This is a genomic window from Brevundimonas sp. (assembly GCF_041648055.1).
In the GTDB taxonomy this organism is placed as follows: Bacteria; Pseudomonadota; Alphaproteobacteria; order Caulobacterales; family Caulobacteraceae; genus Brevundimonas.
On the sequence record NZ_JBAZPS010000002.1, the window covers coordinates 104,815 to 121,278 of the forward strand.

A 16,464-nucleotide genomic window follows, 5' to 3' on the forward strand; every position below is an offset into this window, starting at 1 on the left:
TGCAACCGAATGGCCACGCTTGGCGTTACGGCGCAGGTTCAACACCAGTGAAGGGGATTTCCCATGAAAAAGATCATCGCTCTGTCCATCGTCGCCGCCGCCCTGGCCGTTTCGGCCTGCAACACCGTGTCGGGCGTGGGCCGTGACGTTTCGGCCGCCGGCCAGGCCGTGTCCTCGGGTGCCGAGCAGGCCAAGAACTAAGGGTCATTCCAGACCTGAATGACGAAGCCCGCCGGGACCCGGCGGGCTTTTTCATGTGCGCGGTCCGTCATCCCGGCGTAGCGTAGCCGTGCCACGCTGGCGTCACACCGCAGATGGAGACGGACAATGGGTATTCTGGACAGTGTTCTGGGCAATCTGGGCAAGGATGCCGGAGGCGGCATCGCCGATCTGCTGAAGGGTCAGGGCGGGGTCGGCGGCCTGGTCGAGAAATTCACCCAGGCCGGGCTGGGCGACACCGTCGGCTCGTGGATCGGTACCGGACCCAACGCCAACGTCTCCGCCGAACAGATCCGGCAGGTTCTGGGCAGCGGCCCGATCGCCGATCTGGCAGCAAAGCTGGGCATCTCTACCGATCAGGCCAGCGAGACGCTGGCAGGGCTGCTGCCGGAGGCGGTGGATCGTCTGACGCCCGGCGGCGACGCGTCCGGGGCCGACGGCCTTCTGGACAGCCTGCCCGGCGGTCTGGGCGACATGATCGGCGGCTTCCTGAAGCGCTAGGAGTCCCCGGCGTATTCGACGCCGGTCAGATACAGCCCCGTCGACGGTGCCACCGGCCCGCAGGCGGCGCGGTCGCGGGCCTCCAGAGCGGCCTTCAGGTCGTCGGGGGTCCAGCGGCCCAGGCCGACCTGGACCAATGATCCCGTCATCGACCGCACCTGTCGATGCAGGAAGCTGCGGGCCTCGAAGATCAGGTGAACCTCGTCACCGACGCGAGTGACGCGGGCGACGTCCAGCGTCTTCTCCGGCGACTTCGACTGGCAGTTCACATCGCGGAAGGTGGTGAAGTCGTGCAGCCCGACCAGGGCCCGGGCCGCCGCTTGCATGGCCTCGACTCCCAAGGGCTGTTTCACATGCCAGACGCGGCCCCGGTCCAGCGCCGGGCGGCCGGGCCGGTTGAGGATGCGATACAGATAGCGCCGCCCCGTCGCGGAAAAGCGGGCATGCCAGTCGTCGTCCACCGTCACGCAGTCCAGAACCGACACGGCCTCCTCGACCATATGGGCGTTCAGGGCATTCATGACGGTGGACGCGGGCCAGGCCTTGTCGAGGTCGAAGCTGATAACCTGACCCGTGGCATGGACACCCGTATCGGTCCGGCCCGCCGCTGCCATTCGCACGGCCTCGCCGCAAAAGGCGGTGATGGCGGTCTCGACGGCGCCCTGCACCGTCGGCTGATCGGCCTGGGCCTGAAAGCCGTTATAGCCCGAGCCGTCGTATTCGAGGGTCAGCCGATAGCGGGGCATGGGGGGTGTGTCCTAGCGCTCGCCGCTTGAGGACAGGACGGTGCCGGATGGGAGCGCCAGCCCTCTGAGCATCTCCTGCGCCGACTGAGCCGCCTTGCCCGCGCGCTGGACGCGGGTCAGGCTTACCGCGCCCTCGCCGCAGGCGACGGTCAGGGCGTCGTCCAGAACCGTGCCGGGCGCGGCGTTTCCGTCGGCGACCTGGGACATCAGGGCCTTGATACGGATCGGCCCGTCGGCACCGGACACCTCGAACCAGGCCCCCGGAAAGGGCGACAGGCCGCGGATGTGGGCATCGACGTCGGCGGCCGGGCGTGTCCAGTCGATACGGGCCTCGGCGGAGGTGATCTTGCGGGCATAGGTCGGCTCGCCGGTCTGCTCCGTGCCGGTGACCCCACCGCGCTCGATGGCCGCCAGCGCCCGGGGCCATAGCCCGGCCCCGATGTGCGACATGCGCTCGGACAGGCTGGCGGCGGTGTCGTCGGCACGGATATCCATGACCTCCGACAGCAGGATGGCCCCCTCGTCCAGACCCTCAGACATGCGCATGATCTGGACGCCGGTCTGGCGGTCGCCGGCCATGATGGCCCGCTGGATCGGGGCGGCCCCGCGCCAGCGCGGCAGCAGGGAGCCATGCAGGTTGAAACAGCCCAGACGCGGAGCCTCCAGCACCTCGGGCTTCAGGATCTGGCCATAGGCCACGACGCAGGCGGCATCCAGGTCCAGGCTCTGGAAGGTGGCGATGGCGTCAGGTGATTTCATGGAGGCGGGCGTGAAGACCGGCAGGCCCATGGCCTCGGCAAAGGCCTGAACCGGCGAGGGCGTCAGCTGTTGCCCGCGTCCCTTGGGCCGGGGCGGCTGGGAATAGACGGCCACGATCTCGTGCCCGGCGGCGATCAGCTCGGCGAGGGAGGGGACAGCGAATTCGGGCGTACCCATGAAGGCGAGGCGCATCAGCTCACGCTCTTGAACAGGTTGTCGACGGGCAACCTGACTATTCCCAGCGGGTGGAAACGCCGCCGCCTTCGTCCCATTCGCCACCCGCATCCAGGGCGTCGTCGAAATCCAGCAGACGATCCAGCACCACGCCGGCGATGACGCCCAGGGCGGCGACGCCGACCAGGGTGGCCAGGCTGCCGATGCCGATCTTCTCGTTGCGCGTCAGGCGACGGCGGCCCATGGGGTCGATGATGCGGTCACGGTGGCGTTTCAGACGGGCCATCAGGCAGCCAACCTTGCGTTCTTCTTGACCTTGGCGACCGCGCGGTCGCGCTTCAGTCGGGACAGGTGGTCGATGAACAGCACGCCGTTCAGATGGTCCATCTCATGCTGGATGCAGACGGCATACAGGCCCTCGCACTCTTCTTCGACCGTCTCGCCCTGATAGTTCAGGTAGCGGATGCGGGCGCGGGCAGGACGTTCGACGGCGTCGAAATAGTCCGGGATCGACAGACAGCCCTCTTCGTAGGGCAGGGTTTCTTCGGACGTCCACAGGATCTCGGGATTCACGAAATAGCGCGGGTTGCGGCGTTCCGCCTCCCATTCGGCGCGGTCCTCGTCGCTCATCTCGGCGGGATCGTCATCGCAGGCGACGCCGTCCTTGTCGCCCAGGTCCATGACGATGACGCGACGGGTGTCACCGATCTGGACGGCGGCCAGACCGATGCCGGGGGCGTCGTACATCGTCTCCAGCATGTCATCCATCAGGGTCCGCACCTCATCGGTGATCGGTCCCTCGACGGGGGTCGAGACTTGCTTCAGCACCGCCAGGTCGGCGGCGTTGTCGATGGTGAGGATGCGACGGATGGCCATGCCCGGCAGGTAGGCCGTGGGGGGCAAAAGGTCAAGATTTCCGACCGTTTCGCTGGGTTATGCGACGACGCCGGGCAAGGGACGAGGGTTGCGGTCCTGATCGATGGCCACATAGGTGAAGACGCCCTCGGTCACCCGGTCCGAGGTCGCATGGGCCTGATTGCGCGGGCGTTTCCAGGCCTCGACATGGACGCGGATCGAGGTGCGGCCTGTCTTGATCACACGGGCATAGATGGAGACCTCGTCGCCCACCGACACCGGCTTGTGAAACACCATGGCGTCCAGGGCCACTGTAGCGCAGCGCCCTTGGGCCAGTTCGAATGCCGGGGTCGCCCCGGCCAGATCCATGTGTGCCAGCAGCCAGCCACCGAAGATGTCGCCCTCGGGATTTGTGTCCGCCGGCATGGCGATGACGCGGCCCACAGGCTGGCCCAGCGGCTGGTCGGAAGGCACGGGTACGGGGGCGTCGGTCACGCGGGTCGTTTCCTGATCGAGAGAATGGCGCACCCGACACGATTCGAACGTGTGACCTTTGCCTTCGGAGGGCAACGCTCTATCCAGCTGAGCTACGGGTGCGCACTTGCGGCGATGCGCGGACGAAGGGCCTTACAGCAGGATGCGGCGGCCCTCAATCCCGAATGCATGACGGTGGGGCTCGCCGTGGGTTGAGCGTCATGGCGGCCACGCCTAGCGTGCAATCCGTACGTCGCCGTTTCTGTCCGGAGAGCGCCATGCGCCGCCTGATCCCTGCCCTTGCCCTCCTGCTGGGAGCCTGCGCCTCGACCCTGCCACCCGCGACACAGCCGGAGCGCCCCGGCGTGCGCATCGGCGGCGAGGGCGGGCCCATGAGCGCCGGCCTGGTCGAACAGGTGACGATGAGCGCCTTGGCGCGGGACTATGTGGGGCTCATCCTCGAGATCGGCGAGCATGAGCCGGGCTATGTCGATGCCTACTATGGACCGGCGGAATGGCAGGCGGAGGCCAAGGCGGACAAGCGCGCCCTGCCCGACCTGCTGGCGTTGGCGAACAGGATGGTCGCGGATCTGGAGGCGGCGCGACCGACCGAGCCGGAGGTGATCCAGCGCAAGGCCTATCTGATCGCCCATACCCGGGCGGCCGCCGCCCGCATCCGCATGCTGTCGGGCGAAAAGCTGGGTTTCGCCGATGAGGCCGAGGCCCTGTTCGGCATCCGGCCGGAACTGCGGCCGCTGGCCAGCTTCGACTCCATACTGGCGCAGATCGACGCCCTGGTGCCGGGACAGGGTGAGCTGACGGATCGCGTCACGGCCTTCAAGGCGCAGTATCAGATCCCCAAAGACAGGCTGCAGGTCGTGATGGACACGGCCATCGCCGAATGCCGCCGCCGGACGGTCCAGCATATCGCCTTGCCGGCCAATGAGCGGTTCACCCTAAGCTTCGTCGGCGACAAGCCGTGGTCGGGCTATAACTACTATCTCGGCGACGCGGCCAGCCGGATCGAGATCAATGCCGATTTCCCGATCTACACGGAGCGGGCGATCGATCTAGGGTGCCATGAGGGTTACCCCGGACACCACGTCTACAACGCCCTGCTGGAGCGGACCTTTGTGCGCGAGAAGGGCTGGGTGGAGATGAGCGTCTATCCCCTGTTCAGCCCCATGTCCTTCGTGGCCGAGGGCAGCGCCAACTATGGGATCGACCTGGCGTTTCCGGGTGACGAGGCGACCGCGTTCGAGCGCGACGTGCTGTTCCCGCTGGCCGGGCTGGATCCCTCGACGGTGGAGGCCAAGGCCGAGCTGATGGCCCTGACGCGGCAGCTGGCACGGGCGGAGTATACGATCGCAGACGACTATCTGGCCGGGCGGGTCGGCCGCGAGGAGACCATCGCGCGGCTGGTGAAATATACGCTGGCGGAGCCCGACAAGGCAGCCCAGCGCCTGCGCTTTATCGACACCTATCGTAGCTACATCATCAACTATGGCCTGGGCCGGGACGTGGTTCAGGCGTGGGTGGAGCAGCAGGGTCCGGATCGCTGGCAGGGCATAGAGACGCTGCTGTCCAGCCAGATCCTGCCCGTGGACCTGATCCCCGAAGCATGAGCGAGCCGCGCATCTTCATCGACGCCGACGCCTGTCCGGTGAAGGACGAGGTGTATCGGGTGGCGGCCCGCTATGGCCTGCATGTCTTCGTCGTCTCCAATGCCTTTGTGAACACGCCGCGTGAAAGCTGGATCGAGCGGGTGTTGGTCGATGCGGGGCCGGACGTGGCGGACGACTGGATCGCGGAGCGGGCGGGGCCCGGCGATATCGTTGTGACCTCAGACATTCCGCTGGCCGATCGCTGCCTGAAGGCGGGGGCACAGGCGTTGAAGTCGAACGGCCAACCGTTCACGTCCGACTCCATCGGCTCGGCGCTGGCCGGGCGCGAGATCGGCGAGCATCTGCGGTCCATGGGCGTGGCGACCAGCGGGCCGCCGCCGTTCGGGCCGAAGGATCGCTCGGCCTTTCTTCAGGCCCTGGATCGCGCGGTGGTCATGGCCAGACGCGTGGCGCGATGACGACCATTCCGGAGAGCGAGCTGGAGTTCCGCTTCTTCCGCTCGGGCGGCCCCGGCGGGCAAAACGTCAACAAGGTCTCGACTGCCGTGCAGATGCGGTTCGACGCCCGGAATTCCCCGTCTCTGACCGAGCCGGTGCGCGCGCGGCTGATGAAGCTGGCAGGCAGTCGTCTGACGCTGGACGGGGTCATCCTGATCAGCGCCGTGCGGTTCCGGACTCAGGAGCGCAACCGGGCCGACGCCATCGCCCGCTTGCAGGCGATGGTGGATCAGGCGTCGGTCGCCCCGACCTATCGCGTGCCGACGCGCCCGACGCGCGCTTCAAAGGAGCGAAGGCTGGACGGCAAGGCCAAGCGATCGACGATCAAAAGCGGGCGTGGTCGTCCGGGCGCGGACGACTGAGCGCCAGTCCGAAGCCGGTGAAGTCTCGCCTTACTGGGCAGACGGAGGCGTCGTCGAAGGCGTGGCCGAGCCCTCGGCTGGCCGGAACAGCAGGGCGGCAACCTTGCCGCTCTCGTTAATACCGACGATCCATTCGGTTTCGGCCTGGGCGAAGTTGACCACGAAAAGGTCCGCGCCACTGCGGCTGCCGACGAAATCCAGCGCCTGGATAGCTCCAAAACCCTGCATGATCGGCACGATCGTCTCTGCCTGAGTGCGCATCTGGCTGGCCAGATCGTCAGTCAGCAGGCTGTAGTCCGGTGTCCCGGCCTGGAGGCTGGCGATAATGGTGCGCAGCGTCTCTTCGGACGCCGCATTGGCCGGTGTCGGCGACATCACCGGGGCAGCGGCCGGAGCAGCGGCCTGCGCCGGTTGAGGGGCGGGGCGCGACGGGGGCGCAGCGGTTGCGGGGCGGTCGAAGGTGTTGGGCATGGTACCGGCGGCGACCTGGGCCGCAGCGACAGACGGCAGGGTCAGGGCTACGGCGAGGGCGGCCGGGGCGGCGATGGTCAGAAAACGCTTCATGGGCATTGGAACTCCAGAACTATGCCGGAACCATATCCTGCTCAGGATGAACGGCGTCCGACCCGATCAGGTTCAATCTGGCTCAAAGGATGTCGGGCCAAAGCGACAGAACAAGGGCGGCAGCCGAAATCGCCAGAGCCAGGGTTACGCCGACGATCAGCCAAGCGGGGGTGTAGGCCTCCCGCACGACGATCGTTTGGGGCGCGGGCGGACTCTGCACCAGGCGTGACGCCGCCTTCAGGGTGTCGCGGATTTCGTTTACGGCGTCCCGCACCTGGGCCTGCGGGCCCAGCTCGCGGCGGATCCAGCGTTCGACCACCGGCTGTGCCGCGGCCCACAGGTCGTGGTCGGGGTTCAAGCGCCGGGCCACGCCCTCGACCGACACCATCGTCTTTTGCAGCAGGATCAGTTCGGGGCGCAGGCGCATGTCGAACAGGTCGGTGATCTCGAACAACTGGCCCAGCAGGCGGCCCATGGACACCTGCGACGCGGCCTTGCCGATGACGGGCTCGCCGACGGCACGCAGGGCCTGGGCAAAGGCCTCGACGGAGTGTTCAGGGGGAACATAGCCGGCCTCGAAATGGACGCGGCTGATGCGGTCGTAGTCTCTGGAGATGAAGCCCCACAGGATTTCGGCCAGGTAGCGGCGCTCGGCCGGGCCCAGTCGTCCCACGATGCCGAAGTCGATGGCGGTCAGCTCGGCCGGCGCGTGGCAGAACAGATTGCCCTCGTGCAGGTCGGCGTGGAACGCCCCGTGGTCCAGCGCCTGGATCAGGAAGGAGCGCACGACATTGTCCGCCAGGGCATTGATGTCCAGACCTGGTTGCTCGACGGCAGTCGGGTCGGTCATGGCCTTGCCGGGTGCCCATTCCATGGTCAGGACGCGCTTGCCGACGCCGTCCCAGACCACGGCGGGCGCATCCATGTGGCCACCCAGTTCGGTGCCGCGATCCTTGGCCAGGACCTCCTTGATCTCGGACGCGGCGGCCGCCTCCAGCCGCATGTCCAGCTCCAGCTGGAGCGCACGGGCGATGATCTCGACGAAGGCTTCGGGCTGCAGGCGGCGCGACAGCGGCACGAACCGGTGGGCCAGACGGGCCGCCAGGCGCATGGCGTCCAGACCCTGGGCGACCTTGCGCTCCACGCCGGGACGCAGGATCTTGACCGCGACCTTGCGCCCGTCGGCCAGCCAGGCGGGGTGGGCCTGGGCCAGGGAGGCGGCGGCGACGGCGGGGCCGAAGTCGGTGAACAGGCTCTCGACCGGCCGACCCAGCGAGCGCTCGACCTCGCGGCGGGCCTGATCCAGCGGAAAGGGCGGCAGATTGTCCTTCAGCCGACCCAGGTCGCGCGCGAACTCCACGCCGAAGATGTCGGCCCGCGTGGCCAGCACCTGTCCCAGTTTGATGGCGACGGGCCCCAGGTGTTCGAAGGTCCGGCCCAGGCGCTGGCCGGGGCGTCCATCGCGGCCCTCGCGCCCGGCGAAGATGTGCAGGAGATGGGCGATCCACCGCACCCAGGGCGGAAGCAGCGGCGTGATCTCGCGCGGCACCAGGGCGTCATGGCGGATCAGAACCGCCAGCCAGCCCAGCAGCCGAAAGGACGACTCGACCGGATGACGCACCGGCTGAGTGGTCGGGGCGGGCGGCGGGGTGGCGGCGTCGATGCGGCGGGTCAGATCGCCCACCCGTGATGAATGGCGGCGACCCCGCCCGACAGGTTGGTGACGGTGACCCGGCTGAAGCCCGCCGTCTCGATCATGGTCTTGAAGGTCGGCTGATCAGGGAAGCGGCGGATGCTTTCGACCAGATACTGATAGCTGTCGCGATCCTTGGCGATCCAGCCACCGATGCGCGGAATGGCATTGAAGGACCAGGCGTCATAGGCCTTGCGGACCGCCGAGGCGGTGGGGCGCGAAAACTCCAGGCACAGGAACCGCCCGCCGGGCTTCAGCACCCGCCGCGCCTCGCGCAGGGCCTGATCGATGTCTGCGACGTTACGGATGCCGAAACTGATCGAATAGGCGTCGACCGAGGCATCGGGCAGGGGCAGGGCCATGGCATCGCCGACCGACCAGGACATCTCGGGCTCGCCGCCCTTCTGCACACCCGCCATGATCATTTCGGCATTGTAGTCCAGCACGATGACGCGGGCGTCCTCGCCACCGCGCCGCTGCTGGGCCGCGCGGGCCATCTTGGAATAGCGGCGGGCCATGTCGCCGGTGCCGCCCGCGACGTCCAGGATGACCTCGCCGGGGCGGGGGTTCAGCTTCGCCGCCGCCGCATCCTTCCACAGACGGTGGACGCCGCCGCTCATCAGGTCGTTCATCAGGTCGTAGTTGGAGGCGACGCTGTCGAAGACGCCGCGCACCATCTGCACCTTCTCGGTCGCGTCCACGTCGCGAAAGCCGAAGGAGGAGGTCTTGCGGGCAGTGGCGGTATCGTCGGTCATTCAGGCGGTGTAGCCGCTGGCGAGGGCGGCGTCACCGGTCCGTGTGGTCGCGTATCAAGTCCGCTTGTGGCGACGGGTCCGGCGCGATACGGCTGATCCAAACAGGAGCGCCCATGACCAACCGGATTGACCCTGCGGAAGCCTTGAAAGGCCTGCCCCTTTGGCGCGTGGACGAGGGTGAGCGCGAGGCCATCGCGCGGTCGCTGACCTTCGCCGATTTCAACGCGGCCTTCGGCTTCATGACCCGCGTCGCGCTTCTGGCTGACAAGGTCGATCATCATCCCGAATGGTCCAATGTCTACAACCGGGTGCAGGTGCTTCTGACCACGCATGACGCAGGCGGCGTGACCCATCGCGACATCGACATGGCCGGCTTCATCGACGAAGCCGCCGCCGCCCTGGGAGGCAAATAGATGGATGTTCAACGTAAAGGCCGGGTCGAGGGCAAGGCCGCCCTGATCACCGGGGCCGCCGGGGGTCTGGGCGCGGCCATGGCCTGGATGCTGGCGCGCGAGGGGGCCAAGGTCGCCCTGACCGACGTCAATCTGGACGGGGTCCAGCTGCTGGCTGACGCGATCAATGGCGAGGTGCCAGGTTCGGCCTTCGCCTATGCCCAGGATGTGACCGATGAGGCGGACTGGGTCTCGGTCATCGAGCGCGCGGTCGCCGACATGGGCGGGCTGTCGATCCTGATCAACAATGCCGGGATCGGCGGGGCCTTCGTCTGGTCCGAGCAGGACACGCTGGAGAACTGGCGCAAGGTCCAGTCGGTGAACATCGAGTCCATCATGCTGGGCTGCAAACACGCCATGCCGCATTTGAGGGCGTCGGGCGCGGCCTCGATCGTCAACATCTCGTCCGTGGCCGGGCTGGCGGCGGCACCGGGCATGGGGGCCTATAACGCCACCAAGGCGGCGGTGTGGATGTATTCCAAGACCATCGCCTTGGAAGCCGCCAAGGCCGACTGGAATGTTCGCTGCAACTCGGTGCACCCGGTCTTCATCAAGACCCCAATCCTGGATCCCTTCATCGCCATGGCCGGTGGCGACGAGGGCAAGGCGCACGAGCGGCTGGCGCGGGGCATTCCGCTGAAGCGGATCGGCGAGCCGGACGATGTCGCCTATTGCGTGCTGTATCTGGCGTCGGACGAGAGCAAGTTCGTGACCGGCTCGGAGTTCAAGATCGACGGGGGCATGCTGGCCCAGTGAGGCGGCGGAACGCCGCCTCACTGGTTTAGATCAGCGCGTATAGGCCGGGGGCATGGCCCCTTCGCCGCCGTCGCGGTAGCGGTCGCGCAGCAGGAATTGGCGGCTGGTCGGGGCCTGTTCCTGGCCGTTGACGAAGATGGTCTCGGCCAGGCTGAGCGGTTCCAGCGGGTCGCCGGACCAGACGACGACATCGGCGGCGGCCCCGGCGCGGAGCTCTCCGAACTGGCCGGTCATGCCGAAGATGCGAGCCGGATTGACGGTCAGGGCCGCGATCGCCGCCTCATAGGGCAGGCCGTGGGAGACGGCGTTGCCGGCGTTGTAGCGGGCCTCGCGCGCCCGGTGGATCGAGCCTTCATTGCCCTTGATGGCGATGACCACCCCGGCCGCATTCAGGGCGGCGGCATTCTGCATCCGCGCGGCGCGCGTCTCCAGATTGCCGGGCAGGTTGGAGATGGGGTTCAGCAGAACGGGCACGCCAGCGGACGCGATCTGGTCGGCGACCAGCCACGCTTCTTCGGCCCCGTCCAGGATGACCTTGACGCCTTCTTCGCGGGCGAGGCGCAGGACCTGCTGGATGTCGGCGGCGCGGCGCACCGTGACGATCAGCGGCATCTGGCCGTTGGCGACCGGGATCAGGGCCTCCAGATCGGCGCGGGACAAGGAGAGCTCGCGCAGGCCCGCCCGGTCATAGGCGGCCTTGTTGCGGGCATAGAGGCGGACCTCGGCCAGAGTTTCCTTGAATTGGGTGAACTGGGCCCCGCGTGCGCCGCCGACGATGCCTGCTCCGGCCTCGCCGAACGGGGCGACCATGGCCACGCGCGGCTTGACCAGGATGTCGGTGCCTTCAGCCAGATGGATGATCGCGGCCTGACCGGCGAACAGGCCGGGCGATTGCAGGCCGGCGTGGCCGACGCCCGCGAAGTCGCTGTCGTCGTGGCTGTGGCCGCCGCCACCGCCACCGGCGTGGCTGGGCATTACGATGGCGCGGGTGATGCCGCCCAGACGGGCGACGGGCAGGGTGAAGGACCAGGGGTCCAGACCATAGGAGACGTCGAACGAGGCGCTGATCGAATTGGCGCTGTTCCGCAGATCGTCCGAGCCGCCGACCGACGACACTTCAGAGCCGCCCAGGCCGCTGTCGACCGCGACGAAGCCGGGGGAGACGACCTTGCCGCGCGCATCGATGACGCGGGCGCCGGAGGGTGCGGCTCCGCTGCCGACCGAGACGACCCGGCCGTTCTGGATGACGACGGTGCCGTTCTCGATGATGGACGAACCGGTCAGGACGCGGCCGCCGGTGATGGCGGTGAGTTCCTGGGCCAGGGCGGGAGAGGCGATGGCGACGACAGAAGCCGCAGCGAGGATGAGGGTCCTGAGGCGCATCAGCGGGCTCCCTGCGTGACGTTGGCGGCGGAGAGGCCGAAGCCGGGCTGGCCCAGTTCATAGTCGGAGACCGGCTGATAGGCCGGGTTCATGCGGTCGAAGGCCAGACCGCCGTCGACGAAGACCTGATCGGCGCGGGCGTAGACGCTGAACGGATTGGCGCTCCAGATCACGACGTCGGCGCGTTTGCCCGCCTCCAGCGAACCCGTCTGGTCCGCGATGCCCAGCGAGCGGGCGGCGTTCAGGGTGATCCAGCGGATGGCGCGTTCCTCGGAGATGTCCATGCCGATGCGGCGACCGGCGGCCAGGGAGGCGGCGGCTTCCTGGTTCAGACGCTGGGTCAGTTCGGCGTCGTCGGAGTGGATAACGGCACAGCCGTTCTCGGGCGCGTCGACCAGGGCGGCATTGGCCTCGATCCCGTCCAGGCTTTCCATCTTGAAGCCCCACCAGCCGGTCCACATGTCGGCGCAGATGCCTTCGCGGGCCAGCATGGGTGCGACCTTGTAGGCCTCGATGGCGTGGTGGAAGGCGGTGATGCGGAAGCCGAACTCGCGCGACAGATCGACCATCTGGGCCATTTCATCGGCGCGATAGCAGTGGTTCTGAACCAGGATGGAGCCGTCCAGAACGCCGACCAGGGTCTCGTTCTGAAGGTTGCGGGTCGGGGGCGAGCCCTCGCCGTCCTCGCGCCACTTGTCCCATTTGGCCTTGTAGTCGCGGGCCGCGATGAAGGCGGCGCGATAGCCGGCCATATTGCCCATGCCGGTGGCGGGCGACTGGTTGCGGCTGCCATAGACGCGTGAGGGATTCTCCCCGCAGGCCATCTTCAGCCCATAGGGCGCGCCCGGCATCTTCATGCCCTGCATGGTGACCGAGGGGATGTTGCGCACCGTCACGCCGCGCCCGCCGAACAGATTGGCTGAGCCGGGCAGGATCTGGAGCGTGGTGATACCGCCCGCCCGTGCATGGTTGAAGCCGGGATCCTGGGGCCACAGCGAGTGTTCGGCCCAGACCTGGGCGGTGTTTGGGCTTGTCGCCTCGTTGCCGTCGCTCATGCCCTGCACGCCGGGCGAGGGGTAGACGCCCAGGTGGCTGTGGGTGTCGATGATGCCGGGGGTCACGAACCGGCCGCGCGCATCCACGCTGCGGTGTCCGGCCGGGATGGCAGTGGAGGCGTCACCGACGGCGACCACGCGGCCATCCGTGACGACCACGACGCCGTTCTCGAACCGGCGTCCGGCCCCGTCGAAGACCGTGCCGCCGACGATGGCCATGTTCTCGCGCGGCAGGCCGCGATAGGTCGAGGGGAAGGGATCGCGATTGGACGAGGCGTCCAGCCCGGTGGCCAGCGGGGTCCGCTCGGCGCGGTCCGAAGAGCCGCTGCTTTCAGAGCTGTCGTCACCGGTGGTGGCGCAGGCCGAAAGGCCCAGGCCGACGGCAGCCATTACCGCAAGGCTGACGCCCCGCATGCGATCGATCTTCATTCGGAACGCTCCCCGCGCGCCACCCCCTGGAGGCGCTGAACGGGGCGCATAGAAGACACTGCGGGGGCCGCCGTAAAGCCCCCGCGTCATCATTCCTCGCGCAATCTCGAAATCGTCCGAACGCGCGAGGAAATCCGGTCAGCCCAGAGCCGTCATCAGCTCCGGCACGGCGGTCTTGTAGTCGGCGACCAGGCCATAGTCGGCGACCTGGAAGATCGGGGCGTCGGCGTCCTTGTTGATGGCGACGATCACCTTGGAGTCCTTCATCCCGGCTAGGTGCTGGATGGCGCCCGAGATGCCGATGGCGATGTAGAGGGCGGGCGCGACGACCTTGCCGGTCTGGCCGACCTGATAGTCGTTGGGGGCGTAGCCGGCGTCGACGGCGGCGCGCGAGGCTCCGACAGCGGCACCCAGCTTGTCGGCCAGGGGGTCCATGACGGCGTGGAACTCTTCGGCGGAGCCCAGGGCGCGGCCGCCGGAGACGACGATCTTGGCGGCACCCAGGTCCGGACGGTCGGACTTGACCATTTCCTCGGAGACGAAGCTGGCCTTGGTCACGTCGGAGCCGGAGGCGGTTTCAACGGAGGCGGACCCGCCTTCGGCTGCGGCGGTGAAGGCCGTCGGGCGCACGGTGATGACCTTCTTGGCGTCGGACGACTGGATCGTCTCCAGCGCATTGCCCGCATAGATGGGGCGCACGAAGGTGTCGGCGGAGACGACCTCGACGATGTCGGAGATCGGGGCGACGTCCAGCTTGGCGGCGATGCGCGGCATGAAGTTCTTGCCGTCCGTGGTGGCGGGCGACAGGACGGCGTCATAGCCGCCGGCCAGACCGACGACCGTGGCCTCGACCGCCTCGGCCAGTTGATGACCCAGGCCGGCGCTTTCGGCCAGCAGGACCTTGCGGACGCCCGCGATGGCGGCGGCGCTGTCGGCGGCGGCCTTGGCGCCCTGGCCGACGACCAGGATGTCGACGTCGCCGCCCAGGGCGAGGGCGGCGGTCACGGTCTTGTGGGTGGTGTCACGCACGGCGGTGCCGTCGTGATCGGCGATGACGAGAACGGCCATTTACAGGACCCCCGCAGTCTTGAGCTTGGAAACCAGTTCGGCGGCGTCGGCCACCTTGATGCCGGCGCTGCGCTGGGCCGGGGCGGTGACTTTGACCACCTTCAGGCGCGGCGCGGTATCGACGCCGTAGTCGGCGACCGCCTTCATGGCGATCTCCTTCTTCTTGGCCTTCATGATGTTGGGCAGGCTGGCATAGCGCGGCGTGTTCAGGCGCAGGTCGACCGAGACGACGGCGGGCAGAGGGGCCGCCAGGGTCTGCAGGCCGCCGTCGACTTCACGCGTCACGGTGGCGGTGTTGTCGGCGATGACGATCTTACCGGCGAAAGTGGCCTGGGGCCAGTCCAGCAGGGCGGCCAACATCTGGCCCACCGCATTGTTGTCGCCGTCGATCGACTGTTTGCCCAGCAGGACCAGATCCGGCTTTTCTTCCTCGACCACGGCCTTGAGCAGCTTGGCCACGGCCAGGGGTTCCAGGTCGGCATCGGACTGGATCAGGATGCCGCGATCCGCGCCCATGGCCAGGGCGGTGCGGATGGTTTCCTGGGCCTGCTGCACGCCGATGGAGACGACGACGATCTCGTCGACCGTTCCGGCGGCGTGATGCTCCTTGCCTTCCTTCATGCGCACGGCTTCTTCGACGGCGATTTCGTCGAACGGATTCATGCTCATCTTGACGTTGGCCAGATCGACGCCGGTCTGGTCCGCTTTCACACGGGCCTTGACGTTATAGTCGATCACCCGTTTGACGGGGACGAGTACCTTCATTGCGCTGTCCATATGTTCGCCGGAATATGGGGGCAGGGAATGGAACGGCTGTCACGGCCTGTCAACGTAACGCAGCGTCAAGGGCTCTCAACAGTCCGTGCGCAAGATGAGGAAAGTGCGCATGAACCGCCTTCTGACCATGAAGCGCCTCAGCATCCTGTTCGCGGTCCTGTTTGTCGTGGGGGTGGGCGGGCTGATGGGCTACAAGGCGCTGGTCACCGAGCCCAACGAGCGCTGTCAGGCCCAGGGTCAGTGGTGGGATCCGGAGGGCGGCGAGTGCGTCACCCCCATCTTCCTGCCCGACATCACCGGCCGACCGATCGATCAGAGCCGCGCGGACGCCTCCGCCGAGAAGAACCGGGAACTGGTCGAGATCGAGGACGCGCTTGCGGCCCAACGTCGCGCCGCCGCCGCCGACACGGCCCGGCAGCGCCAGGCGCTGGAGAACTGATCCGCCTCAGCGCGTTGCGCCCGGCTTCCATTTGACGTCTTCGGCCCCGTTGGCATTGGCGCGGCGGGCGGCACAGAAGAGGTGGTCGGACAGGCGGTTCAGATAGCGGATGGCGGCGGGGGTGACGGCTTCTCCGGCCTCGACCAGTCTCACCGCCTCGCGCTCGGCCCGGCGGGCGACGGTGCGGGCCAGATGCAGGTGCGCCGACAGGGGCGCGCCGCCCGGCAGAATGAAGCTGTCCAGGGCTTTGAGGCTTTCGTTCATCCAGTCGATCTCGGCCTCCAGCCGTTCGACCTGGCTGTCGATGATCCGCAGGGCCTCCCATTTCGGAGGTGGATCCAGGGGTGTGGCCAGATCGGCCCCGAGATCGAACAGCTCGTTCTGGATGCGCGCCAGCATGGCGTCGATGCGATCGTTCTGGCCCGAGTGCAGTCGGGCGACGCCGATGACGGCATTCAGTTCGTCGACACAGCCATAGGCCTCGACCCGGGCGTCGCTCTTGGACACCCGCGCGCCCGAGGCCAGACCCGTCTGCCCGTCATCGCCGGTCTTTGTATAGATGCGGTTCAGGACCACCATGGGCTCAGGCCCCGTAGGTGGATTTCCACCACATGCCGGTGACCAGAAGCACGACGGCCAAGGCCTGCAAGGCCACGCGCAGCCGCATCAGCTTGTTGGAGTTGGATCGCGCATAGTCGCCGCCCCGGTACAGCGAATAGATCCCGAACCCGAGGGTGATCGCCACGGCACCGATGGCCGCCAGAATGAGGATGTCGAATACGTTGCCCATGTGCGCAACCTAGGCCGGACCCGGCCGCGACGCCATAGGACAGAGGCGCGCGCCACATGACGAATTGCGACAGGTTCGCAATTACTTCTTG

At 67.6% G+C, this 16,464-nt stretch carries 22 protein-coding genes and 1 tRNA gene; 8 read left to right on the forward strand and 15 right to left on the reverse strand.

Going from position 1 to position 16,464, the window contains the following annotated elements:
- Positions 1–63 precede the first annotated feature (63 nt).
- Positions 64–201 carry an entericidin A/B family lipoprotein gene (locus WC585_RS06775; RefSeq protein WP_373256912.1) on the forward strand — a complete coding sequence of 46 codons (138 nt, stop codon included), beginning with the start codon at positions 64–66 and terminating at the stop codon, positions 199–201.
- 126 nt (positions 202–327) lie between these two features.
- Entirely contained in the window at positions 328–720 is a 393-nt protein-coding gene (locus WC585_RS06780) for a YidB family protein (RefSeq protein ID WP_373256913.1), read from the forward strand.
- Here WC585_RS06780 and truA read toward each other — a convergent pair.
- From truA to WC585_RS06810, 6 genes are all read right to left on the reverse strand, one after another.
- Positions 717–1,466: a tRNA pseudouridine(38-40) synthase TruA gene (truA, locus tag WC585_RS06785; protein WP_373256914.1), complete on the reverse strand. Its 750-nt coding sequence runs from the start codon at positions 1,464–1,466 to the stop codon at positions 717–719. The two genes, WC585_RS06780 and truA, sit on opposite strands and share 4 nt — an antisense overlap.
- 12 nt (positions 1,467–1,478) lie before the next feature.
- Positions 1,479–2,417, reverse strand: coding sequence for a methionyl-tRNA formyltransferase (gene fmt / locus WC585_RS06790; protein WP_373256915.1), 939 nt, complete (start codon positions 2,415–2,417; stop codon positions 1,479–1,481).
- A gap of 40 nt (positions 2,418–2,457) precedes the next feature.
- Positions 2,458–2,685 (reverse strand): hypothetical protein, encoded by a 228-nt coding sequence (locus WC585_RS06795; protein WP_373256916.1) that lies wholly within the window; start codon positions 2,683–2,685, stop codon positions 2,458–2,460.
- Positions 2,685–3,275 (reverse strand): peptide deformylase, encoded by a 591-nt coding sequence (locus WC585_RS06800; protein WP_373257186.1) that lies wholly within the window; start codon positions 3,273–3,275, stop codon positions 2,685–2,687. Before WC585_RS06800 ends, WC585_RS06795 begins: the two co-directional genes overlap by 1 nt.
- Positions 3,276–3,332: 57 nt before the next feature.
- A complete protein-coding gene (locus tag WC585_RS06805) occupies positions 3,333–3,680 on the reverse strand; it encodes an acyl-CoA thioesterase (RefSeq protein WP_373257187.1) in 348 nt (115 codons plus the stop codon).
- Between the two features lie 94 nt (positions 3,681–3,774).
- Positions 3,775–3,851, reverse strand: a tRNA-Arg gene (locus tag WC585_RS06810).
- Between the two features lie 155 nt (positions 3,852–4,006).
- Here WC585_RS06810 and WC585_RS06815 point away from each other — a divergent pair.
- From WC585_RS06815 to arfB, 3 genes are read left to right on the forward strand one after another with little or no spacing between them, the layout of a single operon-like run.
- The gene (locus WC585_RS06815) at positions 4,007–5,353 is read left to right on the forward strand and encodes a hypothetical protein (RefSeq protein WP_373256917.1); all 1,347 of its coding nucleotides are present in this window, start codon (positions 4,007–4,009) and stop codon (positions 5,351–5,353) included.
- Positions 5,350–5,811, forward strand: coding sequence for a YaiI/YqxD family protein (locus WC585_RS06820; protein WP_373256918.1), 462 nt, complete (start codon positions 5,350–5,352; stop codon positions 5,809–5,811). Before WC585_RS06815 ends, WC585_RS06820 begins: the two co-directional genes overlap by 4 nt.
- On the forward strand, positions 5,808–6,212 hold the full coding sequence (gene arfB, locus WC585_RS06825) for an alternative ribosome rescue aminoacyl-tRNA hydrolase ArfB (RefSeq protein WP_373256919.1): 405 nt from the start codon (positions 5,808–5,810) through the stop codon (positions 6,210–6,212). The genes WC585_RS06820 and arfB overlap by 4 nt, the downstream gene beginning before the upstream one ends.
- Before the next feature lie 30 nt (positions 6,213–6,242).
- Here the strand turns inward: arfB and WC585_RS06830 are convergent, their stop codons facing one another.
- The 3 genes from WC585_RS06830 to WC585_RS06840 all read right to left on the reverse strand — a co-directional run bounded on the left by WC585_RS06830 (position 6,243) and on the right by WC585_RS06840 (position 9,224).
- Positions 6,243–6,776, reverse strand: a complete 534-nt coding sequence (locus tag WC585_RS06830; RefSeq protein ID WP_373256920.1) for a hypothetical protein — start codon at positions 6,774–6,776, stop codon at positions 6,243–6,245.
- A gap of 82 nt (positions 6,777–6,858) precedes the next feature.
- Positions 6,859–8,460, reverse strand: coding sequence for a 2-polyprenylphenol 6-hydroxylase (gene ubiB / locus WC585_RS06835; RefSeq protein WP_373256921.1), 1,602 nt, complete (start codon positions 8,458–8,460; stop codon positions 6,859–6,861).
- Positions 8,448–9,224, reverse strand: a complete 777-nt coding sequence (locus WC585_RS06840; protein WP_373256922.1) for a class I SAM-dependent methyltransferase — start codon at positions 9,222–9,224, stop codon at positions 8,448–8,450. Before WC585_RS06840 ends, ubiB begins: the two co-directional genes overlap by 13 nt.
- 113 nt (positions 9,225–9,337) lie before the next feature.
- Here WC585_RS06840 and WC585_RS06845 point away from each other — a divergent pair, with 113 nt between their 5' ends.
- Positions 9,338–9,637 (forward strand): 4a-hydroxytetrahydrobiopterin dehydratase, encoded by a 300-nt coding sequence (locus WC585_RS06845; protein ID WP_373256923.1) that lies wholly within the window; start codon positions 9,338–9,340, stop codon positions 9,635–9,637.
- Complete coding sequence (locus WC585_RS06850) at positions 9,638–10,432, forward strand: SDR family oxidoreductase (protein ID WP_373256924.1); 795 nt, start codon at positions 9,638–9,640, stop codon at positions 10,430–10,432.
- Positions 10,433–10,462: 30 nt separating this feature from the next.
- Here WC585_RS06850 and WC585_RS06855 read toward each other — a convergent pair whose 3' ends face one another.
- From WC585_RS06855 to WC585_RS06870, 4 genes are all read right to left on the reverse strand, one after another.
- The gene (locus WC585_RS06855; protein ID WP_373256925.1) at positions 10,463–11,815 is read right to left on the reverse strand and encodes an amidohydrolase family protein; all 1,353 of its coding nucleotides are present in this window, start codon (positions 11,813–11,815) and stop codon (positions 10,463–10,465) included.
- Positions 11,815–13,299, reverse strand: a complete 1,485-nt coding sequence (locus WC585_RS06860; RefSeq protein ID WP_373256926.1) for an amidohydrolase — start codon at positions 13,297–13,299, stop codon at positions 11,815–11,817. Before WC585_RS06860 ends, WC585_RS06855 begins: the two co-directional genes overlap by 1 nt.
- 138 nt (positions 13,300–13,437) lie before the next feature.
- Positions 13,438–14,367, reverse strand: coding sequence for an electron transfer flavoprotein subunit alpha/FixB family protein (locus WC585_RS06865; RefSeq protein ID WP_373256927.1), 930 nt, complete (start codon positions 14,365–14,367; stop codon positions 13,438–13,440).
- The gene (locus tag WC585_RS06870; protein WP_373256928.1) at positions 14,368–15,132 is read right to left on the reverse strand and encodes an electron transfer flavoprotein subunit beta/FixA family protein; all 765 of its coding nucleotides are present in this window, start codon (positions 15,130–15,132) and stop codon (positions 14,368–14,370) included.
- 121 nt (positions 15,133–15,253) lie between these two features.
- Here WC585_RS06870 and WC585_RS06875 point away from each other — a divergent pair, with 121 nt between their 5' ends.
- Positions 15,254–15,583: a hypothetical protein gene (locus WC585_RS06875; protein ID WP_373256929.1), complete on the forward strand. Its 330-nt coding sequence runs from the start codon at positions 15,254–15,256 to the stop codon at positions 15,581–15,583.
- A gap of 6 nt (positions 15,584–15,589) precedes the next feature.
- Here WC585_RS06875 and WC585_RS06880 read toward each other — a convergent pair whose 3' ends face one another.
- The gene (locus WC585_RS06880; protein WP_373256930.1) at positions 15,590–16,162 is read right to left on the reverse strand and encodes a cob(I)yrinic acid a,c-diamide adenosyltransferase; all 573 of its coding nucleotides are present in this window, start codon (positions 16,160–16,162) and stop codon (positions 15,590–15,592) included.
- A gap of 4 nt (positions 16,163–16,166) precedes the next feature.
- A complete protein-coding gene (locus WC585_RS06885) occupies positions 16,167–16,373 on the reverse strand; it encodes a twin transmembrane helix small protein (RefSeq protein WP_373256931.1) in 207 nt (68 codons plus the stop codon).
- Positions 16,374–16,464: the final 91 nt, after the last annotated feature.